Consider the following 25,345-nt stretch of genomic DNA (forward strand, 5'->3'; position numbering starts at 1 on the left):
AGTTGCCATGATTGATCTTCTTTCCGCCGAAATCGCCGAAATCACCGGCGGGCGACTCACCTCCTCGGCCAGCGCCGACACATCCGTCCTCGGGGTCGACACCGACTCGCGTGCCTGTGAAGCCGGTTGGCTCTTCGTGGCCAAGCCCGGGGAGTCCTCCGACGGACACCACTTCATCGACGCCGCCCTCAGGCAGGGTGCCGTGCTGGCCCTGGCCGAGCGCGAAACTCTGGCGCAGGACGGCACCGTCCATCCGGCGATCATCGTCCCCGACGCCGTCATCGCCATGGGCCAGATCGCCGCGGCCATCGTCGAGCGCCTCAAGGCCTCCAACGGGCTGCGCGTGGTGGGCATCACCGGGTCGGCCGGCAAGACCACCACCAAGGACCTGCTCGCCGCGCTGCTGGGCGAACTCGGCCAGACCGTCGCACCGGTCGGCTCGTACAACGGCGAGGTCGGCGTCCCGCTGACCGTCTTCCGGGCCACCGCGGAGACCAAGTACCTGGTCGTGGAGATGGGTGCCACCGGCATCGGCCACATCACCTACCTCACCGACATGGTCCACCCCGAGGTCGGGGTCGTGCTGGGCGTCGGCTCGGCCCACGCCGGGGAATTCGGCGGCATTGAAAACATCGCCAAGGCCAAGGGTGAAATGGTCGAGGCGCTGCCCGCCACCGGGCTCGCGGCGCTGAACAACGACGACAACCTCGTCGCGGCCATGCACCCCCGCACCGTTGCGCCGGTGCTGCGCTTCGGCGTCCAGCGCACCGCGGGGGACGCCGCCGGCGTCTGGGCCCGCGACCTGGACGTCGACGCCAATGGCCACCCCGTCTTCACGCTCGTGGCGGCCGACGCCACCGAGCACACGGTGACCTCCGGGCTCATCGGGCGCCACCATGTGGCCAACATCCTGGCCGCCGCCGCCGTGGCCGAATACCTGGGCCTGGCACCGGCGAAGATCGCCGCGACCCTGCAGGGCCTGGGCCCGGCCAGCCGCTGGCGCATGGAACGCCTCGAACGGGCCGACGGGGTGAGCATCATCAACGATGCCTACAACGCCAACCCGGATTCGATGCGCGCCGCGCTGCGCACGCTGGCCGAACTCGGCCTGCCCGACGCGCAGGGCAACGCCCGGCGCACCTGGGCGGTGCTGGGCGAAATGCTCGAGCTCGGCGAGGATTCCCGCCACGAACACGACATGCTGGGCCGCATCGCGGTGCGCATGAACATCAAAAAACTGCTCGTCGTGGGGCGCGGGGCCAAGCTGGCCTACAACTCCGCGGTGCTCGAGGGCAGCTGGGGCGACGAGGCGTACTACGCCGAGGACGCCAAGGCCGCCGCCCGCATCCTGAACGAAAACCTGCTCCCGGGGGACATCGTGTTGTTCAAGTCCTCCAACGGTGCCGGCCTGCGGCACCTGGGCGACCAGATTGCCGGAACCAACAACGGCGCACCCGCCGCAAAGGAGGGCACCGCACTGTGATTGCTCTAATCATGGGATCAGGCATCGCCTTGATCTTCACGATGGTCACCATGCCATTGTTCATCCGCATGCTCCGGCGCCGCCAGTACGGGCAGGTGGTCCGCGACGACGGACCCACCTCGCACGCCACCAAGTCCGGCACCCCCACCATGGGCGGGGTCGTGATCATCGCCGCGGTGATCCTGAGCTACTTCGCCACCCACGGCCTGCTGACCCTGATGGGCCGGCCCTCCGCCGGGGTGACCTCCAGCGGGTTGCTGTTGCTGCTGCTCTTCGGCGGGATGGGCGTGGTCGGGTTCCTCGACGACTTCATCAAGATCGCCAAGAAACGTTCGCTGGGCCTGCGCGCCTGGGAAAAGATCGTGCTGCAGGCGGCGGTGGGCATCGGCTTTGCCGTGCTGGCGCTGAACTTCCCCAACGAGAAGGGCCTGACCCCGGCCTCGACCGCGATCTCCTTCCTGCGCGACACCAACATCGATTTGGCCTTCGCCGGCCCGGTCCTGGGCCTGGTGCTCTTCGTGGTCTGGTCCAACCTGATCGTCACCGCCGCCACCAACGGCGTGAACCTCACCGACGGGCTGGACGGGTTGGCCACCGGCGCCTCCATCATGGTCTTCGGCGCGTACACCATCATCGGGATCTGGCAGCAGAACCAGGCCTGTGCCCTGCACGAGGCGGCCAACGTCTGCTACACCGTGCGCGACCCCATGGACCTGGCCCTGCTCGGCGCGATCCTCTGCGGCGCGTTGATCGGGTTCCTCTGGTGGAACGCGAAGCCGGCAAAGATCTTCATGGGCGACACCGGGTCGCTGGCCATCGGCGGCGCCGTGGCCGCCTTCGCCATCCTCTCCCGCACCCAGGTGCTGCTTCTCGTGCTGGCCGGGCTGTTCGTGATGATCACCCTCTCGGTGATCATCCAGGTCGGGTTCTTCAAGCTCTCGGGCGGCAAGCGCGTGTTCAAGATGGCGCCGCTGCAGCACCACTTCGAGCTCTCCGGCTGGGCCGAGGAGAACGTGGTGGTCCGGTTCTGGATCCTCGGCGGGCTGTTCGTGGCCGCCGGGCTGGGCATCTTCTACTCCGAATGGGTCGTTGGACTGTGACACCTGTCAATCTTGGGCACCTGGTCCGCTGGGAATCGGACTGGGCGGGGCTGCGCGTCGTCGTGGCGGGCCTGGGCCTGTCCGGCTTCTCCGCCGCCGACACGCTGATCGAACTCGGCGCCAAGGTCGTGGTCGTCGACGGCGCCGACACCGAGGTGAACCGCTCGCGGGCCGACACGCTGAAGATTGTCGGGGCCACCGACGTGCTGCTGGGCCCCGCGCACGTCGACGCGCTGCCGCCCGTCGACGGCCAGGCGCCGCAATTGCTCATCGCCTCCCCGGGCTGGAACCCGCGCCAACCCATGCTCGCCGCGGCCGCCGAGGCCGGGATCGAGATCTGGGGGGACGTGGAACTGGCCTGGCGCGTGCGCGAGAAGGAGGGCCGCAAGACCGCAGAATGGGTCGTGATCACCGGGACCAACGGCAAGACCACCACGGTGGGGATGGCCGAGTCGATCTTCAGGGCCGCGGGACTGCGCGCGGTTGCCGCCGGCAACGTCGGCACCCCGATCCTGGATGCGATCCGGGATCCGGAGGGCTTCGACGTGATCGCCGTGGAGCTCTCCAGCTTCCAGCTGCACTTCACCCACACCATCTCCCCGCTGGCCTCCGTGGTGCTGAACATCGCCGAGGACCACGTGGACTGGCACGGCGGGTTTGAGAACTACAAGGCCGACAAGGCCAAGATCTACGAGCGGACCCGCGTCGCGGCGATCTTCAACGCCGAGGAGCCCGTCGTGGAGGCCATGGTCGAGAACGCCGACGTCATCGAGGGCTGCCGCGCCATCGGCTTCACCACCGGGGTCCCGGCGGTGAGCATGGTCGGGGTGGTCGAGGACCTGCTGGTGGACCGCGCCTTCCTGGAGGACCGCAGGAACTCGGCGGCCGAACTCATCGCCCTGAAGGACATCGGCGAGGTCGTGCCCCGGCACACCGCCGCCAACGCCGCGGCCGCTGCCGCCCTGGCCCGCGCCTACGGGGTCGAACCCGACGCCGTCGCCAGGGGCCTGGCCGGCTTCGACGCGGGGGACCACCGCATCCAGGCCGTGGCCCGCCGCGACGACGTGTTGTGGATCAACGATTCCAAGGCCACCAACCCGCACGCCGCCAACGCCTCGCTGGGCGCCTTCTCCTCGGTCATCTGGATCGCCGGGGGCCTGTCCAAGGGCGTGGAATACGACGAGTTGGTCTCGGCGCACGCCACCCGGCTCAAGGCGGTGGTGCTGATCGGCACCGACACCGCCGCGCTGCGCGAAGCCCTTGAACGACACGCGCCACTGGTGCCCGTGATTGGGCCCGGCGTGCGCGAAACTGAACGGGAGACCGCGGCCGGAACAACCGGCTCGGCAGCCGGCTGGGCCGTGATGGCCCAGGCCGTCACGGAAGCCGCCGGGATAGCCGAGCCCGGGGACACCGTGCTCATGGCACCGGCAGCAGCCTCAATGGACCAATTCACCTCATACGCACAACGCGGCAATGCCTTCATTGACGCGGTCCGTGCGCTCATGGGGGAGACAAGCAAGTAAGGAGCGACCGTGAGCGGCACTTCCCGGACCCCGCGCGGCAAGGGCGCCAAGGCCGGCACCCCGGGCCCCGCGCGCGGCCGGGGACGCGAGCCCCGCGGGCCCTCCGCCTGGTTCACCCGCCTCGAGGACCCCTCGCTGCGCGGCGCCCAGATCAACTACTACGTGGTGCTGGGGACCACGTTGGCGCTGACCTTCATGGGCCTGATCATGGTGCTTTCCTCCTCCTCGGTGGAGGCCATCGCCCGGAACAAGTCCGCCTTCGGCGACTTCTCCCGGCAGTCGATGTGGGCGATCCTCGGGGTCGCGGCCATGGTCGGGATGCAGATGCTGCCGCTGCGGGCCCTCAAGAAGCTTGCCTGGCCTGCGTTGGGCGGCGCCGCGCTCCTGCTGATGGCCGTGCTGGCCTTCGGCACCGAGATCTACGGCAACAAGAACTGGATCTACATCGGGTCCTTCTCCATCCAGCCCTCGGAGTTCGCCAAGGTGGCCCTGGCCCTGTGGGGCGCCTGGGTGGTCGAACGCAAGGCCAACCTGATGGACCAGTGGAAACACGCCGTCATCCCGCTGCTGGTGCCCTTCGGGCTGCTGGTGGTCGGGCTGGTGCTGCTGGGCCACGACCTGGGCACCGCGCTGATCCTGCTGCTGATCCTGGCCGTGGTGATGTTCGTCGGCGGCGCCAAGGCCAGGCTCTTCGTGCTGGCCGGGCTGCTGGGTGTGGTGGGGATCCTGGTGATGGTGCTGGTGGCGCCCAACCGGATGGGCCGCATCCTGGCGTGGCTGGGCATTGCCTGCGGGGACCTGAACGACTACTGCTACCAGGCCCAGCAGGGGCTGTTCGCCCTGGCCTCCGGCGGCTGGTTCGGCGTGGGCCTGGGCCAGTCGAGGCAGAAGTGGTCGCACATCCCCGAGGCGCAGAACGACTTCATCTTCGCGGTGCTCGGCGAGGAACTGGGCCTGCTGGGCACCATCTTCGTGATCGTGCTCTACGCGATGCTGGCGGTGGCCATGTACCGGATTGCGGTGCGCACCGGGACCATCTTCGGGCGGGTGGCCATCAGCGGCATCATGGCCTGGCTCATCGGGCAGGCGTTCATCAACATCGGGATGGTCACCGGCCTGCTGCCGGTGATCGGAGTCCCGCTTCCCTTCATCTCCTCCGGCGGCTCGGCCCTGCTTGCCGCGTTCCTGGGCGTCGGGGTGGTACTGTCCTTTGCCCGGGAACAACGCGTTCGGCTGCAACCGGCCGGAACCCCGCGCGGGCTCGCGGCCCTGCTGGCCAGGGCGCGGGCCAAACGCTGAAACCACTTGACACACCTTCGAAAGCAGCACACCTTGCCCATGACTGACGCATTTGCCGTGGTGGTCGCCGGCGGCGGCACGGCCGGACACATCACCCCCATGATCGCGATCGCCGACGCCCTGCGCCAGGCGGACCCGGACGCCGCCGTCACCGCGGTGGGAACCGCCGACGGCCTGGAAACCAGGCTGGTCCCCGAGGCCGGCTACGAGCTGCGCACCATCGCCAAGGTGCCCATGCCGCGCCGTCCCTCGGTGGACCTGCTCAAGCTGCCCTTCCGCTTCCTGTCCGCGGTCAAGGCCGCCGGGACGATCCTGGACGACACGCACGCCCGGGCCGTGCTCGGGGTCGGCGGCTACGTGTGCACCCCGGTGTACCTCGCCGCCAGGAAGCGCAAGCTGCCGATCTTCATCCACGAGGCCAACGCCCGGGCCGGGCTGGCCAACAGGGTCGGAGCCCGCTACGCCGCCGGAGTCGGGGCCGCCTTCAGCGGCACCGGGCTGCCCGGGGCCAAGGTGGTGGGCATGCCGATGCGCGGCTTCGTGGCCACCATGGACCGGGCGGCGCAGCGCGATGCGGCCCGCGAGGCCCTGGGCTTCACCGGGGATGCACCGGCCCTGGTGGTCACCGGGGGCTCCTCCGGTGCCGCCTCGATCAACGCCACCATCGCCGCGTCGCTGCCGCTGCTGGCGCGCGCCGGGGTGCAGGTGCTGCACATCACCGGCCGCGGCAAGGCGGTGCTCGATACCGCCGGCAAGCCGTTGGCCGCCGCGGGATACCGGCAGGTCGAGTACGTTGACTCCATGGACCAGGCCTATGCCGCCGCCGACCTGATCGTCGCCCGCTCCGGGGCCGGCACGGTGTGCGAGCTCGCGGTGGCCGGGACCCCCTCGGTGCTGGTCCCGCTGCCCATCGGCAACGGGGAGCAGCGCCTGAACGCCGCCGACCTGGTCGCCGCCGGGGGAGCGCTGCTGGTGGAGGACGCGCAGTTCACCACCTCGTACCTGGCCAACACGCTGCTGCCGCTGCTGGCCGACAAGGAGGCGCTGGCCGCCATGGGGGCTGCCGCCAAGACCCAGGGCAAGACCGATGCCGCCGCGGTCATGGCCGCAATGATCCGCCAGGGCCTGGGCCGCACGACGCCGCCACCAACCACCACGGGAAGCTAAGGGACATGCAGGAACTACACACACTTGAGAACCTGGGCAACGTCCACCTGATGGGCATCGGCGGGGTCGGGGTCTCCGCGGTGGCCCGGCTGATGCTGGCCCGCGGCCTGAACGTCTCGGGATCCGACGCCAAGGAGCTGCCGGTCCTGGACGACCTGCGCGAGGCCGGGGCGCGGATCTGCGTGGGCTACGCCGCCGAGAACCTGGGCGACGCCGACACCGTGGTCATCTCCTCGATCATCAAGCCCGGAAACCCGGAGTACGACGAGGCCGTGGCCCGCGGGCTGCGGATCCTGCACCGCTCCGAGGGGCTGGCGGCCACCATGGAGGGCCACCGGGTCATCACCGTGGCCGGGACCCACGGCAAGACCACCACGACCTCGCTGATCGCCTTCATGCTGCGCGAGGCCGGGATCTCCCCGAGCTTCGCCGTCGGGGCGAACATCGGCTCGCTGGGGTTCAACGCCGAGTACGGGCAGGGGCGGGTGTTCGTGGCCGAGGCCGACGAATCCGACGCCTCGTTCCTGAACTACTCCCCGGACGTTGCGGTGGTCACCAACATCGAGGCCGACCACCTGGACCACTACGGTTCCGTCGAGGCCGTGCACCAGGCTTTCCACGCCTTTGCCTCCCTGCTGCCCGAGGACGGGCTGCTGATCTGCTGCGCCGACGACCCCGGGTCGTTGGCCCTGGCCGAGCGGATGCGCCGCGAGCGCCCGGACTTGCGGGTGCAGACCTACGGCTTCTCCGAGGACGCCGACCGCCGGCTGGCCGATGCGCACCCGCGCGGACAGCGTTTCGCCTGCACCCTGGAATGGGGCGCCGGGGAAACCGCGGAGCTGGAGCTCGCCCTGCCGGGGAACCACAACCTGCTCAACGCCGCAGCGGGCTTCGCCGTCGGCCTGGACTGCGGGCTGGATCCCGAGGTCGCGGTGGCCGGCCTCGGCGCCTTCACCGGGGCGGCGCGCCGCTTCGACTTCCGCGGCGAGGCCGCCGGGGTGCGGGTCTATGACGACTACGCCCACCACCCCACCGAGGTGCTGGCGGCGCTGCGTGCCGCCCGCGCCGTGGCCGGCGACGGGGCGGTCCACGTGCTGTTCCAGCCGCACCTGTTCTCCCGCACCAAGGAATTCCACCGCGAGTTCGCCGCGGCGCTCTCGCTGGCGGATTCGGCGTACGTGCTGGAGATCTATCCGGCGCGCGAAACCCCGATCCCCGGGGTGACCAGCGAATTGGTGACCCGCGAGCTGAACACCGCCGGCGGGCTGGTGTCCATGGGCAAGGCCGCCGGGGTGCTGGCCGCGGCCGCGAAGGCCGGGGACGTCATCATGACCATCGGAGCCGGGGACGTCACCGAGCAGGGCAGCGCCATCCTGGCCGCCCTGGAAGAACGCCCGGGCAGCTGATGCGGGGCAACACCGGGGCGGGGCCGGGGGAATCGAACGTCCTTGACCTGCCGCAGGACCCCGCGGTGCGCGCCAGGAAACGCTGGCTCATCGGCGGCGCGGTGGTCGCCGCGCTGGTCGTGGCACTGGTCCTGGTGCTGACGTTTTCCCCGATCCTGGCGATCAAGTCGATCACGGTCTCGGGCAACGAGCTGGTCAGCGAGAAGAAGATCCAGCAGGCCCTGGAGCCGCTGCACGGGGTCCCGCTCTCGCGGGTCGGGACCGGCACGGTCATGGAGCTGCTGGCGGGGGAGCCGGCGGTGAAGGACGCGATCGTGCAGGCCGAGGCCAACAACACGCTGCAGGTCCAGGTCGTGGAATTCGTTCCGGTGGCGGTGCTGCTGGAGGGCAAGCAGCGTTCCCTGGTGGGCCCCGACGGGCAGCGGTTGGCGAAGCTGGGTGCCAAGGACAAGCCGAAGCTTCCGACCATCCGCTCGTCGAAGGTGACCAAGGATCCCAAGGTGTTTGCGATGCTCACCCGGGTTCTCTCAGAACTACCCGATAAGCTGTTGGCGACGGTGGATCATGCAACGGCCACCAGCAAGGACTTTGTCGAGCTCAAGCTCAACGACGGGACACTGGTGATTTGGGGCAACGACCAGGATTCGGCGCTCAAGACAAAGGTTCTTGAAGCACTTCTGGGGGCACCGAAGGACAAGAAGGCACCGATCAAGGTGTACGACATTTCCAGCCCGCAGCACCCGGTGGCCCGTTAACGGTCCGCCAAAGGCATAATTACAAGAAAAAAGAACGACTTAGGGGCGACACGCTGCCTTGGTCGTTGCATGTACGAACCACGAAACATAGCGTTTTAATAGCGGTTGCTTGACATAACTATAACCTTCGAGTTGAGGGTTAACGTTGGTCCGGTTGAGCTTCCTCGGTCAGCAGCACATCGAACAAGGGAATCAGGACGTGGCAGCTCCACAGAACTACCTCGCCGTCATCAAGGTCGTCGGCATTGGCGGTGGCGGCGTCAACGCCGTCAACCGCATGATCGAAGTTGGCCTGCGAGGCGTCGAATTTATTGCAATCAACACGGATGCGCAGGCATTGCTCATGAGCGATGCCGACGTCAAGCTCGATGTGGGACGCGAACTTACCCGTGGCCTGGGCGCCGGCGCCAACCCCGATGTGGGTCGCCAGGCAGCCGAGGACCACGCGGAGGAAATCGAGGAAGTGCTGCGCGGGGCCGATATGGTCTTCGTCACCGCCGGTGAAGGCGGTGGCACCGGTACCGGTGGCGCGCCGGTCATCGCACGCATTGCCCGCGGTCTGGGCGCACTGACCATTGGCGTGGTCACCCGTCCGTTCACCTTCGAGGGCCGTCGCCGCGCCACCAGCGCCGACAACGGCATCGAGGCGCTGCGCGACGAGGTCGACACCCTCATCGTCATCCCCAACGACCGCCTGCTCTCGATCTCCGACCGCAACGTCTCGGTCCTGGACGCATTCCGCCAGGCCGACCAGGTGCTGCTTTCCGGCGTCCAGGGCATCACCGACCTGATCACCACCCCGGGCCTGATCAACCTCGACTTCGCCGACGTGAAGTCGGTCATGCAGGGAGCCGGCTCGGCATTGATGGGCATCGGTTCGGCACGCGGCGAGGATCGCGCGGTCAAGGCGGCCGAGCTCGCCATCGCCTCCCCGCTGCTCGAGGCCTCCATCGACGGCGCCCACGGCGTCCTGCTGTCCATCCAGGGCGGCTCGGACCTCGGCCTGTTCGAGATCAACGAGGCCGCACGCCTCGTCCAGGAAGTCGCGCACCCGGAAGCCAACATCATCTTCGGCGCCGTCATCGACGATGCCCTGGGCGACGAGGCACGCGTGACGGTGATCGCCGCCGGCTTCGACCAGGTCGACGCCACCAGCGCCCCGCAGACCGTGCAGCCAGCGGTTCGCAACGCCCCTGCGGCCCCGGCAGCGGCACCCGCCGCCCCGATGGCGGCACCGGCGGCGGCGCGCGAGGAAGTTCGCGCGGCGGTTGCCACGGCCGAGCCGGGCTTCGAGGAACTCCCCGCCATCGTTGAGCCGGACCTCTCGGCCACCAACGACGACCTGGATGTCCCCGACTTCCTGAAATAGGCGGGAAAACGCCGGAGAGGGATCCTTCAAGGCCCACCATGTTGCGATACCAATCGACGCTCGCCCCGAGCGTGCACATTGCATTCACTTCCGTGGCCGAAGGAAACCTTGCCGTCCACGTTCCGGACGATCGCGACGCCGTGCTGCTGCGGCGTCGCGATCTGGAACAGGACCTGGGCCTGGGCCCGAAGCGGTTCAGCTACATGAACCAGATCCACTCGGCCACGGTGCTTGAGGTGGCCGAAGGATCCCGGGACACCGGGATTCCCACCTGCGACGCCCTGTTCAGCCCGGACGCCGCGTCGCCGCTAGCCGTGATGGTCGCCGACTGCGTTCCGGTGGTCTTTGTCGGAACCGGGGAGCACGGCGCCCTCAGCGCGGTCGCACACGCCGGACGACGCGGACTGCTCGACGGCATCCTGGGCGCCACGGCCGAACGCCTGCGTGCGGCCGGGGCCCGGCAGCTCGAGGCCTGGATCGGGCCGGCCATCTGTGGAGCCTGCTACGAGGTTCCCGAGGCCATGGCTGCCGAAGCCAGCGGGCAACGCCCCGGGATCGGGTCCAGAACCCGCCAGGGAACCACCGGGCTGGACCTGCCGCACGCGGCGGCAGCCGAACTGCGCGACCTTGGCGTCAGCGTCACCGAATCGGGGATCTGCACCCTGGAGAACGAGGACTACTTTTCCTACCGCAGGGATCCAGGCACCGGCCGGCTGGCCGGATTGGTGTGGGACACGGCCACCCCGGGCTGGCCGGGAACCGGACCGGGCGCCCGGCGCTAGCCCGCGGTCCACCCCGGGCACCACCTTCCGGGGCCCCGGGCACAACCCCCGCGGTGCGACACACCGCGCAAATCGCCCCAATGTCCTCCGGCACCGCCAAATGGTGCTGTAGCGTCTAGTTAGCGGAGAGACTTGCGGTTCGGTAAACCGCCGACCGCGCACGATCAAAAGGAGAAGACCATGGCTGGCGCATTGCGCAAGACAATGATCTACCTGGGACTCGCCGAGGGTGACGAGAACTTCGAGGCCGAGAAGCACGACATTGAAGCGCGTGAAGAAGTGCGTGTTGTCGAGCCGGTCCGCGAAGAGCCGGTTGCCGCACAGCCTGCTCCGGTAGCACCAGTGGCACCCCGCCCTGTCATCGAAAACGAATACCGGGCTCCGGTAACACCCATCAAGCGCGCACCTTCTGCACGGGACGAGGACTCTTCATTGCGTCAGATCACCACCGTTCATCCACGTTCTTACAATGATGCAAAAATCATTGGCGAGAACTTCCGTGATGGCATCCCCGTCATCATGAACGTCACGGACATGGGTGAAGCAGACGCCAAGCGCCTGGTTGATTTCTCCGCGGGGCTGGTCTTTGCCCTGCACGGCAGCATCGAGCGCGTCACCAACAAGGTGTTCCTGCTTTCACCCTCCACGGTCGAGGTCCTGGGTGAGGACAAGAAGCAGTCCGAAGACCAGGCCACGTTTTTCAACCAGAGCTAAGTTCAAGGGTTCGTAGGAATAGTGGAGCTAATTTTCGCACTGTTGTATGTGGTGCTGACGGTGCTGCAAGTCATGTTGCTGTTGCGCATAGTGCTTGACGTCACGGAGTCGTTTGCGCGCTCGTGGCGTCCGCGCGGCATGGCGCTGGTCGCGGTCTCGCTGATCGCCAAGACCACCGACCCGCCGATGCGCTGGTTGCGCTCGCGCATAAAACCGCTGGATCTCGGGGGAATCCGCCTGGATCTGGCGTTCATCATTTTGTTCTTCGCCGTCATCGTGCTCAAGATTATTGTGAACAACCTGGGCATGGCCACGGTGCAGGGATAGGCCTTGAAAGAGGCATGAATTACGGTGCGACAAGGGCCAAGGCAAGAGACTTTTGGAAAGAAAGTGCGTTGCCTTTAGCCTTTACCGGCCCAGTCGTTATAGTGTTGTCACATTAGGCGCAACGACTGCACCGGGTTGCGCACCAATAAACGGTAAGTGTACTCGAGCCGCACTTCAGCGGTTCGAGGAGAGAACCAAGTATCGAGGTGACCAGATGGCTCTCACGCCAGAAGATGTAGTCAACAAGCGATTTCAGCCGACGAAGTTTCGTGAAGGCTACGATCAGGATGAGGTTGACGATTTCCTAGACGAGATCGTTGTCGAGCTACGTCGTCTGACGCAGGAGAATGACGAACTGCGTCGCCGCCTGTCGGAAGCCGGCATCAGCGAAGGCGAACAGTCCGTTCCTGCCCCTGTGGCGGCCGCACCGGCAGCCAAGCCTGCCGAGGCCGACAAGCCCAAGGAAGCCAAGGCTCCCGAGGCCAAGAAGGAAGAGCCCAAGGCAGCCGAAGCGCCCAAGGCAGCCGAGCCGGCCAAGGTTGTTGCAGCAGCCCCGGCCGCAGCTCCCGCCCAGGCTTCCACCGCCGAATCGGCCGCAGGCGTTCTCGCCATGGCCCAGCGCCTGCACGACGAATACGTCTCCGCGGGTGTCGAGCAGCGAGACAAGATCATCGCCGAAGCCCAGGTCGAGGCCAACAGCCTCGTTTCCGAGGCCGAGGAGAAGAGCCGCAAGACCCTCTCCGCACTGGAACAGCAGAAAACTGTCCTGGAGCGCAAGGTCGAGCAGCTGCGTGGTTTCGAACGCGACTACCGTGCACGCCTGAAGACCTACATCGAGGGCCAGCTTCGCGACCTCGAAGCCAAGGGCTCCATGGACACGGCAGACGCCAAGGACAACGGCTAATCTGCTTCACCACTTGCCTCGCATATTGATGGCTTAAGATTGTTGGCGGCCGGGTTACCGGCCGCCAACAATGCGTTAAAGGACATGATGGAAAACAGCTCCGTACCACCGGCACCACAGGGTGCCGCCAAGCCCGCGGCAGGCAGCGCCACCCGGCGCCACCTGGTGCTCGCCACGAGCACCCTGGCCGTCCTGGCGCTGGTCCTCGACCAGTTCACCAAGCGCATCGTTGAAACCAGCATGTACGAGGGCCAGGTGACCGATGTCTTCCCGCCGCTGCTGCGCTGGTACTTCATCAAGAACTCCGGTGCCGCCTTCTCCATGGGCGAGGGCGTCACCTGGATCTTCACCATCATCCAGGCCGCAGTGCTGCTCTATGTCGCGATCTTCCTGGTGCGCAAGGTCCGCGTCTGGTCCTGGGCACTGGCCCTGGGCGGGCTGATGGGCGGGGTTGCGGGAAACCTCACCGACCGGCTGTTCCGTCCGCCGTCCTTCGGGCACGGACACGTGGTCGACTTCATCGCCCTGCCGAACTTTGCCATCTTCAACGTTGCGGACATGTTCATCGTCTGTTCAATGGTCTCCATCTGCCTCCTGCTGTTCACCGGCCGGGAGCTCGACGGCAGCAGGTCCGGCTCCAAGGACAAACCCGGGACCGATACGCAGGAGAAGCCGTGAGCGGCGAACGCACCGAAACACTCCAGGTCTCCGAGGAAGAAGCCGGCACGCGCATCGATGCCTTCCTGGTCCAACGGCTGGGCATCTCCCGTGGCCAGGCGGCGCTGCTGTGCAGCGAAGGCAACGTCACCATGGCCGGAAAGGCCCTGGGGAAGTCCCGCAAGGCCCCCGCGGGGGCAACCATCGAAGTCTTCATCCCGCTTCGTCCGGACCCACTAGAAATCAGGGTAGAACTCGTGGAAGACCTCAAGATCATCGCCGACGACGATGACTACGTCGTCATCGACAAGCCCGTGGGGGTCGCCGCACACCCCTCGCCGGGCTGGGTCGGGCCCACCGTCGTCGGGGCCCTGATGGCCGCGGGCTACCGGATTTCCACCTCCGGCGCCTCCGAACGCCAAGGCATCGTCCACCGCCTGGACGTAGGCACCAGCGGCCTGATGGTCGTCGCCAAGACCGAACGCGCCTACACGGCACTCAAGCGCGCCTTCAAGGAACGCACCCCGAAAAAGATCTACCACGCGGTGGTCCAGGGACTGCCCGACCCGCTCGAGGGCACCATCAACGCCCCGCTGGGACGGCACCCGGGCCACGACTGGAAGTTCGCCGTCGTCGAGGACGGCCGCGACTCGGTGACCCACTACAAGGTCATTGAGGCCTTCGGCCGAGCCTCGCTGGTGGAGGTCAACCTGGAAACCGGGCGCACCCACCAGATCCGCGTGCATTTCTCCGCCCTGCGCCACCCCTGCGCCGGGGACCAGACCTACGGGGCCGACCCGAAGCTGGCCGCCGCCCTGGGCCTGACCCGGCAGTGGCTGCACGCCCAGCGGCTGGGCTTCTTCCACCCGGTGAGCGGCGAATGGGTCGAATACACCAGTGAATACCCGCTGGACCTGAACAACGCCCTGGAAATGCTGCGCGAGGGCAACTTCTAGGACCTCGGCGGCACCCGCGGCACGGCTTCGGGTGCCGCTATTCACATCCGGTTCGATTGGCCGGCATTGCTTGACGCAACGGCCTAGACTGGATCGGTGGCTAGCTCAAATCGCGATGGATTCGTACACCTTCACACACACACCGAATATTCAATGCTTGACGGTGCTGCGCGCCTGACAGAACTCTTTGAAGAGACCAACCGGCTCGGGATGACCGCCCTGGCCACCACCGACCACGGCTATTTGTTCGGTGCCTTCGACTTCTGGTCCAAGGCAACCGCCGCCGGCGTCAAGCCGATCATCGGCATCGAGGCCTACGTCACCCCGGGCACCGCGCGCGACGACAAGACCCGTGTGAAGTGGCGCACCGACGAGTCCCAGCGCCGCGACGACGTCTCCGGCGGTGGCCTCTACACCCACATGACGCTGCTGAGCTACAACAACACCGGCATGAAGAACCTGTTCAAGGCCTCCTCCATCGCCTCGCTCGACTCGGTCTTCGGCAAGTACCCGCGCCTTGACCGCGACCTGCTGAACACTTACCACGAGGGCATCATCGCCACCACCGGCTGCCCGTCCGGAGAGGTGCAGACCAAGCTCCGCCTGGGCCAATACAACGAGGCCAAGGCGGCCGCCGCCGAGTTCCAGGACCTGTTCGGCAAGGAAAACTACTTCTGCGAGTTCATGGACCACGGCCTGGACATCGAGCGCCGGGTCACCAAGGACCTGCTGCGCCTGGCCAAGGAACTGGACATCCCGCGGCTTGCCACCAACGACCTGCACTACACCCACGAGCACGACGCCCCGGCCCACGAGGCCTTGCTGGCCATCAACTCCGGGTCCACGCTGGACGAGCCGACGTACGACCAGGGCGGTTCGCGCTTCGCCTTCTCCGGTTCCGGCTACTACCTCAAGTCCCCGGCCGAAATGCGCCACCTGTTCCGGGAAATGCCCGACGCCTGCGACAACACCCTGCTGATCGCCGAGCGCGCCGAGGTCTCCTTCGACACCAGCGCCAACTACATGCCGCGCTTCCCCTGCCCGCCCGGGGAGGACGAGACCAGCTGGCTGATCAAGGAAGTCGACACCGGACTGCACTACCGCTACCCCAACGGCATCCCTGACGACGTGCGACGCCAGGCGGACTACGAACTCGACGTCATCATCAAGATGGGCTTCCCCGGCTACTTCCTGGTCGTGGCCGACTTCATCAACTGGTCCAAGGACAACGGCATCCGCGTGGGACCCGGGCGCGGCTCCGGCGCCGGGTCCATGGTCGCGTACGCCATGCGCATCACCGACCTGGACCCGCTGCACCACGGGCTGATCTTCGAACGCTTCCTGAACCCCGAGCGCGTCTCCATGCCCGACTTCGACGTCGACTTCGATGATAGGCGCCGCTCGGAAGTGATCAGGTACGTCACCGAGAAGTACGGCGACGAACGCGTGTCCATGATCGTGACCTACGGGTCGATCAAGACCAAGCAGGCGCTGAAGGATTCCTCGCGCGTGCTGGGCTACCCCTTCTCCATGGGCGAGCAGCTGACCAAGGCCCTGCCCCCGGCCGTCATGGCCAAGGACATCCCGCTCAACGACATCGAGGACCCCAAGTCCAAGCGCTACTCCGAGGCCGGGGACTTCCGCCAGTTGGTGGCCACCGACCCGGAAGCCGCGCGCGTCTTCGAGACCGCCAAGGGCCTCGAGGGGCTCAAGCGGCAATGGGGCGTGCACGCCGCCGGGGTCATCATGAGCTCGGATCCGATCATCGACGTCATCCCGATCATGCGCCGCATCCAGGACGGGCAGGTCATCACGCAATTCGACTACCCGACCTGCGAAGGCCTGGGGCTGATCAAGATGGACTTCCTGGGGTTGCGCAACCTCACCATCATTTCCGACGCCCTGGAAAACATGAAGGCGAACCAGGGCGTGGACCTGGACCTGGAGCGCCTGGAACTCGACGACGCCGGAGCCTACGAGCTGATGGCCCGCGGCGACACCCTGGGCGTGTTCCAGCTCGACGGCGGGCCCATGCGTTCGCTGCTCAAGCTCATGCGCCCGGACAACTTCGAAGACATCTCCGCGGTGCTCGCGCTGTACCGCCCGGGCCCGATGGGCGCGAACTCGCACAACAACTATGCGTTGCGCAAGAACAAGCTCCAGGAAGAAACCCCGATCCACCCGACCCTCCTGGAACCGCTGCGGGAGATCCTGGGAACCACCTACGGCCTGATCGTGTACCAGGAGCAGGTCATGTCCATCGCGCAGAAACTGGCCGGCTTCTCGCTGGGCCAGGCAGACATCCTGCGCCGCGCCATGGGCAAGAAGAAGAAATCGGAACTGGACAAGCAGTTTGCCGGCTTCTCCCAGGGCATGATCGACAACGGGTACTCCATGGAGGCCGTCAAGGCCCTGTGGGACATCCTGCTTCCCTTCTCCGACTACGCCTTCAACAAGGCGCACTCGGCCGCCTACGGCGTGATCTCCTACTGGACCGCGTACCTCAAGGCCCATTACCCCTCCGAATACATGGCCGCCCTGCTGACGTCCGTCGCGGACGACAAGGACAAGACGGCCATGTACCTGAACGAGTGCCGGCACATGGGCATCACCGTGCTGGCGCCCGACGTGAACGAATCGGCGTTGAACTTCACCCCGGTCGGCACCGACATCCGCTTCGGCATGGGGGCGATCCGCAACGTCGGCGCCAACGTCGTCAACGCCCTTGTCGAGGCCCGCAATGAAAAGGGCAAGTTCGAGAACTTCGCCGACTTCCTGCAAAAGGTCCCCGCGGTGGTCTGCAACAAGCGCACCATCGAATCGTTGATCAAGGCCGGGGCCTTCGACTCCATGGGCCACGCGCGCCGTGCGCTGGTCGCCATCCACGAAGAGGCCGTGGACTCGGTCATCGCGGTCAAGCGCAACGAGGCCGCCAACCAGTTCGACCTCTTCAGCGCGTTCGACGATCCGACCGCCGCGGCCGGCATGACGGTCTCGGTCCCGGACCTGCCGGACTGGGAAAAGAAGGACAAGCTCGCCTTCGAACGCGACATGCTGGGCCTGTACGTCTCGGACCACCCGCTCAAGGGCCTGGGCGGGCTGTTGGCCCAAAACGCCGACATGTCCGTCACCCAGGTGCTCTCCGACGACGGGCCGCAGGACGGGCACACCGTGACCATCTGCGGGATGATCACCTCGCTGCAGCGCCGCATCGCCAAGAAGTCCGGCAACCCGTACGCGCGCTGCGAGATCGAGGACCTCTCCGGGTCCATGGAAACCATGTTCTTCGGCAACGCCTACGCCCCGATCGCCAACGTGCTGGCCGAGGACCTGATCGTGGTGGTCAAGGGCCGGGTGCAGAAACGCGACGACGGCTCCATCACGCTCAACGCCCAGGAGCTCACGGTCCCGGAAATCAGCGAGGACGGCGAGGGCGGGCCGGTGGTCATTTCCATGGCCAACCACAAGGCCACCGAGGAAGTCATCTCCGCCCTCGGCGACGTGCTGCGCGTGCACCAGGGCACCACCGAGGTGCGCGTGAAGCTGCACAGCACCCGCGGGACCTCGCTGGTGCGCCTGGGCATGGAATACCGGGTCAACCCGAACTCCGCGCTCTTCGGGGACCTGAAGGTGCTGCTGGGCCCCACCTGCCTGGACGGCTAGGGCCCGGGTCCCTGCTGCGCCGCGGCTGCGGCACCGGCGCGGCTACGGCTGCCCGGGCGCCGCGGCGTAGGCGTCGGCCAGCGCTGGATAGAACTCGTCCCATGCCACCTCGTCCGGGTCTTCCCCCAGCGCGTGGGCGATGGCCCTTTGCATGTAGTACTCCCAGCCCGGACCCATGTTCCGCGGGTCGTCCGCATCACCGAGCACCTGGTGGAATTCGAGCTCGCACCCGCCGGCGGCCGGCCTGATCACCAGGCCCATGCCCCAGCCGCCGTACTTGCTGGTCGTGGTGTACTCGAGTTCGTGCGGCGCCCGGCACCGGGTGACATCCAGTTCCTCGGGATCCGATTCCGCCCCGCCCTCGAGCATCGCGAAGGTGCGCGTGCCGGTGGCCTCGTCGGTGCGCAGCACCCCGATCCACCCGGCCAGGGCGGTGGCGTCGGTGAAGGTTTCCCACAGCCGCTGCGGGGACACCGCCACGGAACGGGTGATGACGATCCGGGACTTTCCCTCGTGCAGCTGGGTAGATCCGTGTGCCTCGCGCATGGTGAAGTGTCTCCTTGGCTGTCGATGGTTTGGTCCTGGAAGCAGCCTAGGCCACCGGGCCCGGCGGCGGGGGCGGACAAGGGGCAGGGGGCTGCCGGGTTACGCCTCCGGAGGCCACTGTGGCCTCGGCTGCCGCACCTGGACCCGGCCCGCGATAAACTGGCATGGTGACTTCCAATGTACGCCCCCAGACCTTTTCCGCGCTCCAGGACCTCGACCTGCGAGGTGCCGCCCTGGACCATGCCAGCCTCAAGGCGGTGCTGCCGCGCCCGGAACTGAACTTCGCCACCGCGGCAGAAGCGGTCGAATCGATCATCCGCCGCGTGCGCACCGACGGATTCTCCGCGCTGTCCGAGCTGGCCGAGCAGTTCGACGGCGTGCAGCAGGACCACACCCGGGTCCCGGCAGACGCGATGGAACGGGCCCTGGCGGAGCTTGACCCCGGGGTGCGGGCAGGCCTCGAGGAATCCATCGCCCGGGCCCGCGTCTTTGCCGCCGCCCAGGTGCCCGGCGAGACCCGCGTCGAATACGGCGCCGGTGCCACCGTCACCCAGCGCTGGGTCCCGGTGCGCCGGGTGGGCCTGTACGTCCCGGGCGGGCTGGCCGTGTACCCCAGCTCGGTGATCATGAACGCGGTGCCTGCCCTGGCCGCGGGCGTCGGCTCCCTGGCCATCGCCTCGCCCCCGCAGAAGGAGTTCGGCGGGCTGCCCCACCCCGTGATCCTGGCCGCCGCCCAGCTGCTGGGCGTCGGCGAGGTCCACGCCATCGGCGGGGCCCAGGCCATTGCCGCCTTCGCCTACGGCGTCCCGGCCGGCGCGGGAATGGACCCGGCGCTGGCCATCGAGCCCGTCGACGTGGTCACCGGTCCCGGGAACCTCTTCGTGGCCACCGCCAAGCGCCTGGTCAAGGGCGTGGTCGGCATCGACGCCGAGGCCGGGCCCACCGAGATCGCGATCCTTGCCGACGCCACGGCGAATCCCGCCTTCATCGCCGCCGACATGGTCTCTCAGGCCGAGCACGACCCCAACGCCGCCGCGGTGCTGGTCACCGACTCCCCGGAGCTTGCCGAGGCGGTGCGCGAGGCGCTGGAAAACCAGTGCGCCGCCACGAAGCACTCCGAGCGGGTGCGCATCGCGCTGGGAGGGAACCAGTCGGCGATCATCCTGGTCGACGACGTCGCCGCCGGGATCGCCGTGTGCAACGTGTACGCCGCCGAGCACCTGGAGGTCCACACGGCCGACGCGGCAGCCGACGCCGCGGGGATCACCGCGGCGGGTGCCGTGTTCGTCGGGCCCAACGCCCCGGTGAGCCTGGGGGACTACTGCGCCGGCTCCAACCACGTCCTGCCGACCAGCGGCACCGCGGCCTTCGCCTCGGGGTTGAACGTGAACACCTTCCTGAAGGCCATCCAGGTCATCGACTACGACCGCGCCGCGCTGGCCGCGGTGGCGCCGCACGTGATCGCGCTGGCCAACGCCGAGGACCTGCCGGCCCACGGGGATGCGGTGGCCATCCGCTTCCCGTGAGGCGCCCGGGGCAAGCCGGCCGCCATGGTGCCCGATTGTGAGCACGACCACAACATGTGGTAATCACATTGTTGTGATTAGGCTATATATGGCCCTAAACTGATCCCGGGCACGTATGTGCCCGGCCAAAGACCCGAGGAAGGGGTGCCATGTACTGTCCCTATTGCAGGCACACCGATTCGCGCGTTGTGGACAGCCGGCTGACCGATGACGGCACCGCGATTCGCCGCCGCCGGCAATGCGCCGCCTGCGGACGCAGGTTCAGCACCGCCGAGACCACCAGCCTGAACGTGCTCAAGCGTTCCGGGGTGGCCGAGCCGTTCAGCCGCGCGAAGGTCATCAACGGCGTGCGCAAGGCCTGCCAGGGCCGGCCCGTCACGGACGACGACCTGGCCGTGCTGGCCCAGGAAGTCGAGGAAGCGGTGCGCTCCAGCGGAGCGGCCGAAATCAATGCCCGCGAGGTCGGGCTGGCGATCCTTGCCCCGCTGCAGCGCCTCGACGAGGTGGCCTACCTGCGCTTTGCCAGCGTCTACCAGGACTTCAAGTCGCTCGAGGACTTCGAGCTGGCGATCGCCAAGCTGCGGGCCGAACGCGAGGTCCGGCCCGTGGGGCGCCAGCGCCCGCTGGGCGCCCGCTAGGCCGGAAGGCCCGCAGGGGCCCATGGCATCAACCGCAAACGGCGGGCCGCCCGGCCATTCCCTTCACCGAAACGTGAATGGGGATGGCAGGGGGCCCGCCGTTGTTTTGCGCCCGTAAGGTCTAGGACAGCGCCGACTGCAATGCCGCACCGACGATGCCGGCGTTGTTCTTGGACTTCGCCGTGGTGATCGGGGTGGCGATCGAAAGCTGCGGCAGGTAGTCGTCGGCACGCTTGGAGATCCCGCCGCCGATGATGAACAGGGTGGGGGAGAAGAGGAACTCCACGTGGGAGAAGAACCGCTGCAGGCGCACCGCGTACTCGTCCCAGGACAGGTCGTCGCGCTCGCGGGCCGACGCCGAGGCGCGGGCCTCGGCGATGACCGAGTCGATTTCCAGGTGCCCGAGTTCCAGGTTGGGAACCAGCACGCCGTTGTGGATCAGGGCCGAGCCGATGCCGGTGCCCAGGGTGATGACCAGCACCGTCCCGTCGACACCGACGCCCGCACCGAAATGCACCTCGGCCAGTCCGGCGGCGTCGGCGTCGTTCATGACATGGACCGGGCGCCCCAGCTGCTCGGTGAACAGCGCATCGACGTCCGTGCCGATCCACGACTTGTCCACGTTGGCCGCCGAGCGCGCCACGCCGCGGTGGATGATCGCCGGGAAGGTGACACCCACCGGGGTTCCGGAGCCGGGGGCATCCCCGCGGGCATCGAGCTCGGCAACGATCCTGGCAACGACCTCGGCCACCGCGGCCGGGGTGGCGGGCTGCGGGGTGTCGATGCGGACGCGTTCGCCGATCAGCTTCCCGATCGAGAGGTCGACGATGCCGCCCTTGATGCCGGTGCCACCGATGTCGATGCCGATGGCCAGGGGAGTCGGGGTGGAGGCGCTGTGTGTCATGCGGTGGGGTTTCCTTCTCGAACGGGTTCTTGACGGGGCGGGTGGTGACCTGCGCTAGGGCAGGGTCAGGATTTCGGCGCCGTCCTCGTTGACGAGCAAGGTGTGTTCAAATTGTGCGGTCCGCTTGCGGTCCTTGGTGGTGGCGGTCCAGCCGTCGTCCCACATGTCCCACTCGATGGTGCCGAGGGTGAGCATGGGTTCGATGGTGAACGTCATGCCCTCTTCGATGAGCTGGCTGTAGGCCGGTGCTGCATCGTAGTGCGGGATGATCAAGCCGGTATGGAAGGATTCTGCCACGCCGTGGCCGGTGAAGTCCCGCACCACGCCATAGCCGAAGCGTTTTGCGTAGGCGGAGATGGTGCGGCCGATGACGTTGATCTCCCGGCCCGGCATGACCGACTTGATGGCCCGGCGCAGGGATTCCTCGGTGCGCTCGACCAGCAGCCGGGATTCCTCGTCCACGTCCCCGGCCAGGAACGTGGCGTTGGTGTCGCCGTGGACCCCGCCGATGAACGCGGTGATGTCGATGTTCACGATGTCCCCGTCCTGCACCACGGTGGTGTCCGGGATGCCGTGGCAGATGACCTCGTTGATCGAGGCGCACAGCGACTTGGTGAAGCCGCGGTAGCCCAGGGTCGAGGGGTAGGCCTTGTGGTCCAGCAGGAACTCGTGCCCGATCCTGTCGAGCTCGTCGGTGGTGACCCCCGGGACGATGGCACGGCCGACCTCGGCCAGTGCCTGGGCTGCGATCTTGGAGGCCACGCGCATCTTGGCGATGATCTCGGGGGAGCGGACCTCCGGGGCATCGGACTTGCGCGGTGCGGGGCGCCCGACGTACTCGGGGCGGGGGATCGAGGCGGGGACGGTGCGTTGCGCAGTGGGGGTCCCTGGAACCAGGGAACCAATGGGCGCGGTTGAAGCTAAAGGCATGGTTTCCATTCTAGCGGTGTGACGGGACCCCAAGCCACGGCGCATTCCCGTTTCGCACGGCGCTGCGCCGCCGCCCGGCGGTAGGGTGGTGGCATACCGAGTCACGATGCAGGAACGAAAGGTGGGTCAGTCCCGATGAGTGGAGCATTGCCCGGCGAGGGCGAATTCTGGTTCAACATCACCACCGGCCAGGTGGAGTCCGGTCCGCAGGCGGATTGGTCAAAGCTCCTGGGCCCCTACAAGTCGCGGGCCGAGGCCGAACTTGCCATGAGCAAGGTGCGCGAACGCAACGAACAGTGGGACCAGGCCGACGAGGAAGACGAAGAGTAGGGAAGGGAACGGGCGGGGACCCGCTACTGCCCGAACTCGTGTTCCGGGCCCGGGAAGACGCCGCCGAGGACCTCGTCGTGGTATGCGGCGGCGGCATCTGCCACCACCGAGCGCAGGTCCGCGTACTTCTTCACGAAGCGGGCGGCCTTGCCTGCGCCGAGCCCGAGCATGTCCTGCCACACCAGCACCTGCCCGGTCGTGGCGCCGCCGGCACCGATGCCCACGGTGGGAACGTGCAGGGACGCATCGACGCGGGCCGCGGTTTCGGTGGGAACCATTTCCATCAGCACGGCAAACGCGCCGGCGGCCTCCAGCGCCTGGGCGTCGGCAACCATTGCGTCGGCCGCATCGCCGCGGCCCTGCACCCGGTAGCCGCCCAGGGCATGTTCGGACTGCGGGGTGAAACCGATGTGCGCCATCACCGGCACGCCGGCGGCGACCAGCGCCCGCACGTGCGGGACGAAGTACGCCCCGCCCTCGAGCTTGACCGCATGTACCCCGCCCTCCTTCATCAGCTTCACCGCCGAGGCCACGGCCTGTTCGGGCGACACCTCGTAGGAACCGAACGGAAGGTCGCACACCACCAGGGCGCGCTTGGCCCCGGAAACCACCGACTTGGCGAAGACGACCATGTCGTCAAGGGTGATCGGCAACGTGGAGGAGTATCCCATCACGGTGTTTGCCGCCGAGTCGCCCACCAGCAGCACCTCGATGCCGGCGGAATCGAAGATGGAGGCCATCATGGTGTCGTAGGCGGTGAGCATCGCGAACTTCGCACCCTGGTCCTTGGCCGATTGCAGGTGGTGCAGCCGGATGCGGGCGGTGGATGCGGGACCGGGGGATGCTGGATTTGCTGGTGTGGAAGGATGAGCACTCATGGGCAAGAGACTAATGCACATTCAGGTGAAGCTGTCGTTCGGCGTCATGAACGCAAAAACGTATAAAGTGAGTTAGTGGGGGCGGGAACCGCCGCCAGAGAAGCCGTTGTGGAAGGAACCCGCCGTGGATCGCCAGCAGGAATTCGTCCTAAGAACCATTGAAGAACGAGACGTGCGTTTTGTGCGCCTGTGGTTCACGGACGTGGTTGGTTCCATGAAATCCGTGGCGCTGGCCCCCGCCGAGGTCGAGGGCGCCTTCGAGGAAGGCCTGGGATTCGACGGCTCCTCCATCGAGGGATTGTCGCGCATCTACGAATCGGACATGCTGCTGCAGCCGGACCCCTCCACCTTCCAGATCCTGCCGTGGCGCGGCGAGGTCGAGCCCACCTCGCGGATGTTCTGTGACATCCTGACTCCCGACGGGCTGCCGGCCGCCGCCGACCCGCGCCACGTGCTCAAGCGCCAGCTGGCAGTTGCCTCCGAGATGGGCTTCACCTGCTACACGCACCCGGAAATCGAATTCTATTTGTTACGCTCCTCGGAGCTGGGCCTCGACGGCTACCCGGTGCCGGTTGACCGGGGCGGTTACTTCGACCACGTCACCGGAGGCGTGGCCCAGGACTTCCGCCGCACCGCGGTGACGATGCTCGAGGCCGTGGGGATCTCCGTGGAGTTCAGCCACCACGAAAGCGGTCCGGGCCAGAACGAGATCGACCTGCGCTACGCCGATGCGCTGCAGACCGCCGACAACGTGATGACCTTCCGCACCGTGATCAAGGAGGTCGCGATCCAGCAGGGCATCTATGCCACGTTCATGCCCAAGCCCTTCTCGGACGAACCCGGATCCGGCATGCACACCCACTTCTCCCTCTTCGAGGGCGACACCAATGCGTTCTTCGAGGCCGGGCGGGAATTCCAGCTCTCGGACACGGCCCGCCAGTTCATTGCCGGGATCCTGCACCACGCCCCGGAATTCACGGCCGTGACCAACCAGTTCGTGAACTCCTACAAGCGCCTCTGGGGCGGCGGGGAGGCCCCGAGCCACCGCTCCTGGGGACACAACAACCGCTCCGCGCTGGTCCGCGTCCCGCTGTACAAGCCCGGCAAGGGCCAGAGCGCCCGCGTGGAGTACCGCGGCATCGACTCGGCCACCAACCCCTACCTGGCCTACGCCTGCCTGCTGGGCGCCGGGCTGAAGGGCATCCAGGAAGGCTACGAACTCGAGCCGCAGGCCGAGGAAGACGTCTGGGGCCTGAGCAGCGCCGAACGCCGTGCCTCCGGGCACGACCCGCTGCCCGGTTCCCTGCACGACGCGATCCGCGCCATGGAGGAATCCGAGCTGGTCGCCGACATCCTGGGCGAGCAGGTCTTCACCTCTTTCCTGCGCAACAAGCGCGACGAGTGGGAGGCCTACCGGCAGAACGTCAGCCCGTTCGAGCTGCGCCGCTACCTCGGGATCCTCTAGGCCGGCGGGGGAGCGGATTC

23 protein-coding genes are annotated in these 25,345 nt (G+C 67.3%); 19 read left to right on the forward strand and 4 right to left on the reverse strand.

Annotation, left to right across the window (positions count from 1 at the left end; translation table 11 throughout):
* Positions 1-7 precede the first annotated feature (7 nt).
* The 15 genes from J2T21_RS11105 (at position 8) to dnaE (ending at position 18,108) form a co-directional block, all read left to right on the forward strand.
* Positions 8-1,483 (forward strand): UDP-N-acetylmuramoyl-tripeptide--D-alanyl-D-alanine ligase, encoded by a 1,476-nt coding sequence (locus tag J2T21_RS11105; RefSeq protein WP_307581426.1) that lies wholly within the window; start codon positions 8-10, stop codon positions 1,481-1,483.
* The gene (gene mraY, locus J2T21_RS11110) at positions 1,480-2,583 is read left to right on the forward strand and encodes a phospho-N-acetylmuramoyl-pentapeptide-transferase (RefSeq protein WP_307581428.1); all 1,104 of its coding nucleotides are present in this window, start codon (positions 1,480-1,482) and stop codon (positions 2,581-2,583) included. The genes J2T21_RS11105 and mraY overlap by 4 nt, the downstream gene beginning before the upstream one ends.
* Entirely contained in the window at positions 2,565-4,109 is a 1,545-nt protein-coding gene (gene murD, locus J2T21_RS11115; protein ID WP_307581430.1) for a UDP-N-acetylmuramoyl-L-alanine--D-glutamate ligase, read from the forward strand. Before mraY ends, murD begins: the two co-directional genes overlap by 19 nt.
* Before the next feature lie 9 nt (positions 4,110-4,118).
* A complete protein-coding gene (gene ftsW / locus J2T21_RS11120) occupies positions 4,119-5,408 on the forward strand; it encodes a putative lipid II flippase FtsW (RefSeq protein WP_307581433.1) in 1,290 nt (429 codons plus the stop codon).
* 39 nt (positions 5,409-5,447) lie between these two features.
* Positions 5,448-6,575 (forward strand): undecaprenyldiphospho-muramoylpentapeptide beta-N-acetylglucosaminyltransferase, encoded by a 1,128-nt coding sequence (gene murG / locus J2T21_RS11125; RefSeq protein ID WP_307581435.1) that lies wholly within the window; start codon positions 5,448-5,450, stop codon positions 6,573-6,575.
* A 5-nt stretch (positions 6,576-6,580) separates the two neighbouring features.
* A complete protein-coding gene (gene murC, locus J2T21_RS11130) occupies positions 6,581-7,981 on the forward strand; it encodes a UDP-N-acetylmuramate--L-alanine ligase (RefSeq protein ID WP_307581437.1) in 1,401 nt (466 codons plus the stop codon).
* Positions 7,981-8,736, forward strand: coding sequence for a cell division protein FtsQ/DivIB (locus J2T21_RS11135; protein WP_307581439.1), 756 nt, complete (start codon positions 7,981-7,983; stop codon positions 8,734-8,736). Before murC ends, J2T21_RS11135 begins: the two co-directional genes overlap by 1 nt.
* A 199-nt stretch (positions 8,737-8,935) precedes the next feature.
* Positions 8,936-10,105, forward strand: coding sequence for a cell division protein FtsZ (gene ftsZ / locus J2T21_RS11140; RefSeq protein ID WP_071213504.1), 1,170 nt, complete (start codon positions 8,936-8,938; stop codon positions 10,103-10,105).
* Between the two features lie 38 nt (positions 10,106-10,143).
* Complete coding sequence (locus tag J2T21_RS11145; RefSeq protein ID WP_307581443.1) at positions 10,144-10,887, forward strand: polyphenol oxidase family protein; 744 nt, start codon at positions 10,144-10,146, stop codon at positions 10,885-10,887.
* 180 nt (positions 10,888-11,067) lie between these two features.
* Positions 11,068-11,601 (forward strand): cell division protein SepF, encoded by a 534-nt coding sequence (locus J2T21_RS11150; protein ID WP_071213502.1) that lies wholly within the window; start codon positions 11,068-11,070, stop codon positions 11,599-11,601.
* 21 nt (positions 11,602-11,622) lie between these two features.
* On the forward strand, positions 11,623-11,928 hold the full coding sequence (locus J2T21_RS11155) for a YggT family protein (RefSeq protein WP_071213501.1): 306 nt from the start codon (positions 11,623-11,625) through the stop codon (positions 11,926-11,928).
* A 214-nt stretch (positions 11,929-12,142) separates the two neighbouring features.
* The gene (locus J2T21_RS11160; protein WP_307581446.1) at positions 12,143-12,832 is read left to right on the forward strand and encodes a DivIVA domain-containing protein; all 690 of its coding nucleotides are present in this window, start codon (positions 12,143-12,145) and stop codon (positions 12,830-12,832) included.
* A gap of 87 nt (positions 12,833-12,919) precedes the next feature.
* Entirely contained in the window at positions 12,920-13,510 is a 591-nt protein-coding gene (lspA, locus tag J2T21_RS11165; protein WP_307581608.1) for a signal peptidase II, read from the forward strand.
* Positions 13,507-14,445, forward strand: a complete 939-nt coding sequence (locus J2T21_RS11170) for an RluA family pseudouridine synthase (RefSeq protein WP_307581448.1) — start codon at positions 13,507-13,509, stop codon at positions 14,443-14,445. Before lspA ends, J2T21_RS11170 begins: the two co-directional genes overlap by 4 nt.
* Positions 14,446-14,541: 96 nt before the next feature.
* Positions 14,542-18,108, forward strand: a complete 3,567-nt coding sequence (gene dnaE, locus J2T21_RS11175; protein ID WP_307581450.1) for a DNA polymerase III subunit alpha — start codon at positions 14,542-14,544, stop codon at positions 18,106-18,108.
* Positions 18,109-18,150: 42 nt separating this feature from the next.
* On the opposite strand, the gene J2T21_RS11180 is transcribed toward dnaE, so the two are convergent.
* Positions 18,151-18,654, reverse strand: coding sequence for an SRPBCC domain-containing protein (locus J2T21_RS11180; RefSeq protein WP_307581452.1), 504 nt, complete (start codon positions 18,652-18,654; stop codon positions 18,151-18,153).
* A gap of 164 nt (positions 18,655-18,818) precedes the next feature.
* Between J2T21_RS11180 and hisD the strand changes: the two genes are divergently transcribed.
* Both hisD and nrdR read left to right on the forward strand, forming a co-directional pair.
* Positions 18,819-20,180, forward strand: coding sequence for a histidinol dehydrogenase (hisD, locus tag J2T21_RS11185; RefSeq protein WP_373457925.1), 1,362 nt, complete (start codon positions 18,819-18,821; stop codon positions 20,178-20,180).
* A gap of 149 nt (positions 20,181-20,329) precedes the next feature.
* Complete coding sequence (gene nrdR / locus J2T21_RS11190; protein ID WP_307581454.1) at positions 20,330-20,818, forward strand: transcriptional regulator NrdR; 489 nt, start codon at positions 20,330-20,332, stop codon at positions 20,816-20,818.
* A gap of 121 nt (positions 20,819-20,939) precedes the next feature.
* Here the strand turns inward: nrdR and ppgK are convergent, their stop codons facing one another.
* Complete coding sequence (gene ppgK / locus J2T21_RS11195) at positions 20,940-21,722, reverse strand: polyphosphate--glucose phosphotransferase (RefSeq protein ID WP_307581455.1); 783 nt, start codon at positions 21,720-21,722, stop codon at positions 20,940-20,942.
* Between the two features lie 54 nt (positions 21,723-21,776).
* Positions 21,777-22,652 carry a type I methionyl aminopeptidase gene (gene map / locus J2T21_RS11200; RefSeq protein WP_307581456.1) on the reverse strand — a complete coding sequence of 292 codons (876 nt, stop codon included), beginning with the start codon at positions 22,650-22,652 and terminating at the stop codon, positions 21,777-21,779.
* A gap of 135 nt (positions 22,653-22,787) precedes the next feature.
* On the opposite strand from map, the gene J2T21_RS11205 reads away from it, so the two are divergent.
* A complete protein-coding gene (locus tag J2T21_RS11205) occupies positions 22,788-22,982 on the forward strand; it encodes an SPOR domain-containing protein (protein WP_307581457.1) in 195 nt (64 codons plus the stop codon).
* A 23-nt stretch (positions 22,983-23,005) separates the two neighbouring features.
* Here J2T21_RS11205 and panB read toward each other — a convergent pair whose 3' ends face one another.
* Complete coding sequence (panB, locus tag J2T21_RS11210; RefSeq protein WP_307581458.1) at positions 23,006-23,860, reverse strand: 3-methyl-2-oxobutanoate hydroxymethyltransferase; 855 nt, start codon at positions 23,858-23,860, stop codon at positions 23,006-23,008.
* Positions 23,861-23,984: 124 nt separating this feature from the next.
* Here panB and glnA point away from each other — a divergent pair, with 124 nt between their 5' ends.
* On the forward strand, positions 23,985-25,325 hold the full coding sequence (gene glnA, locus J2T21_RS11215; RefSeq protein ID WP_307581459.1) for a type I glutamate--ammonia ligase: 1,341 nt from the start codon (positions 23,985-23,987) through the stop codon (positions 25,323-25,325).
* Positions 25,326-25,345: the final 20 nt, after the last annotated feature.

The organism is Paeniglutamicibacter psychrophenolicus, from assembly GCF_030812255.1.
Taxonomy (GTDB): Bacteria; Actinomycetota; Actinomycetes; order Actinomycetales; family Micrococcaceae; genus Paeniglutamicibacter; species Paeniglutamicibacter psychrophenolicus_A.

Coding starts and splice junctions, on each gene's coding strand:
- J2T21_RS11105 (WP_307581426.1), top strand. CDS start 8: ATGATTGATCTTCTTTCCGCCGAAATCGCCGAAATCACCGGCGGGCGA.
- murD (WP_307581430.1), top strand. CDS start 2,565: ATGGGTCGTTGGACTGTGACACCTGTCAATCTTGGGCACCTGGTCCGC.
- murG (WP_307581435.1), top strand. CDS start 5,448: ATGACTGACGCATTTGCCGTGGTGGTCGCCGGCGGCGGCACGGCCGGA.
- murC (WP_307581437.1), top strand. CDS start 6,581: ATGCAGGAACTACACACACTTGAGAACCTGGGCAACGTCCACCTGATG.
- J2T21_RS11135 (WP_307581439.1), top strand. CDS start 7,981: ATGCGGGGCAACACCGGGGCGGGGCCGGGGGAATCGAACGTCCTTGAC.
- J2T21_RS11145 (WP_307581443.1), top strand. CDS start 10,144: ATGTTGCGATACCAATCGACGCTCGCCCCGAGCGTGCACATTGCATTC.
- J2T21_RS11150 (WP_071213502.1), top strand. CDS start 11,068: ATGGCTGGCGCATTGCGCAAGACAATGATCTACCTGGGACTCGCCGAG.
- J2T21_RS11160 (WP_307581446.1), top strand. CDS start 12,143: ATGGCTCTCACGCCAGAAGATGTAGTCAACAAGCGATTTCAGCCGACG.
- lspA (WP_307581608.1), top strand. CDS start 12,920: ATGGAAAACAGCTCCGTACCACCGGCACCACAGGGTGCCGCCAAGCCC.
- J2T21_RS11180 (WP_307581452.1), bottom strand. CDS start 18,654: ATGCGCGAGGCACACGGATCTACCCAGCTGCACGAGGGAAAGTCCCGG.
- hisD (WP_373457925.1), top strand. CDS start 18,819: ATGGTGACTTCCAATGTACGCCCCCAGACCTTTTCCGCGCTCCAGGAC.
- nrdR (WP_307581454.1), top strand. CDS start 20,330: ATGTACTGTCCCTATTGCAGGCACACCGATTCGCGCGTTGTGGACAGC.
- ppgK (WP_307581455.1), bottom strand. CDS start 21,722: ATGACACACAGCGCCTCCACCCCGACTCCCCTGGCCATCGGCATCGAC.
- map (WP_307581456.1), bottom strand. CDS start 22,652: ATGCCTTTAGCTTCAACCGCGCCCATTGGTTCCCTGGTTCCAGGGACC.
- J2T21_RS11205 (WP_307581457.1), top strand. CDS start 22,788: ATGAGTGGAGCATTGCCCGGCGAGGGCGAATTCTGGTTCAACATCACC.
- panB (WP_307581458.1), bottom strand. CDS start 23,860: ATGAGTGCTCATCCTTCCACACCAGCAAATCCAGCATCCCCCGGTCCC.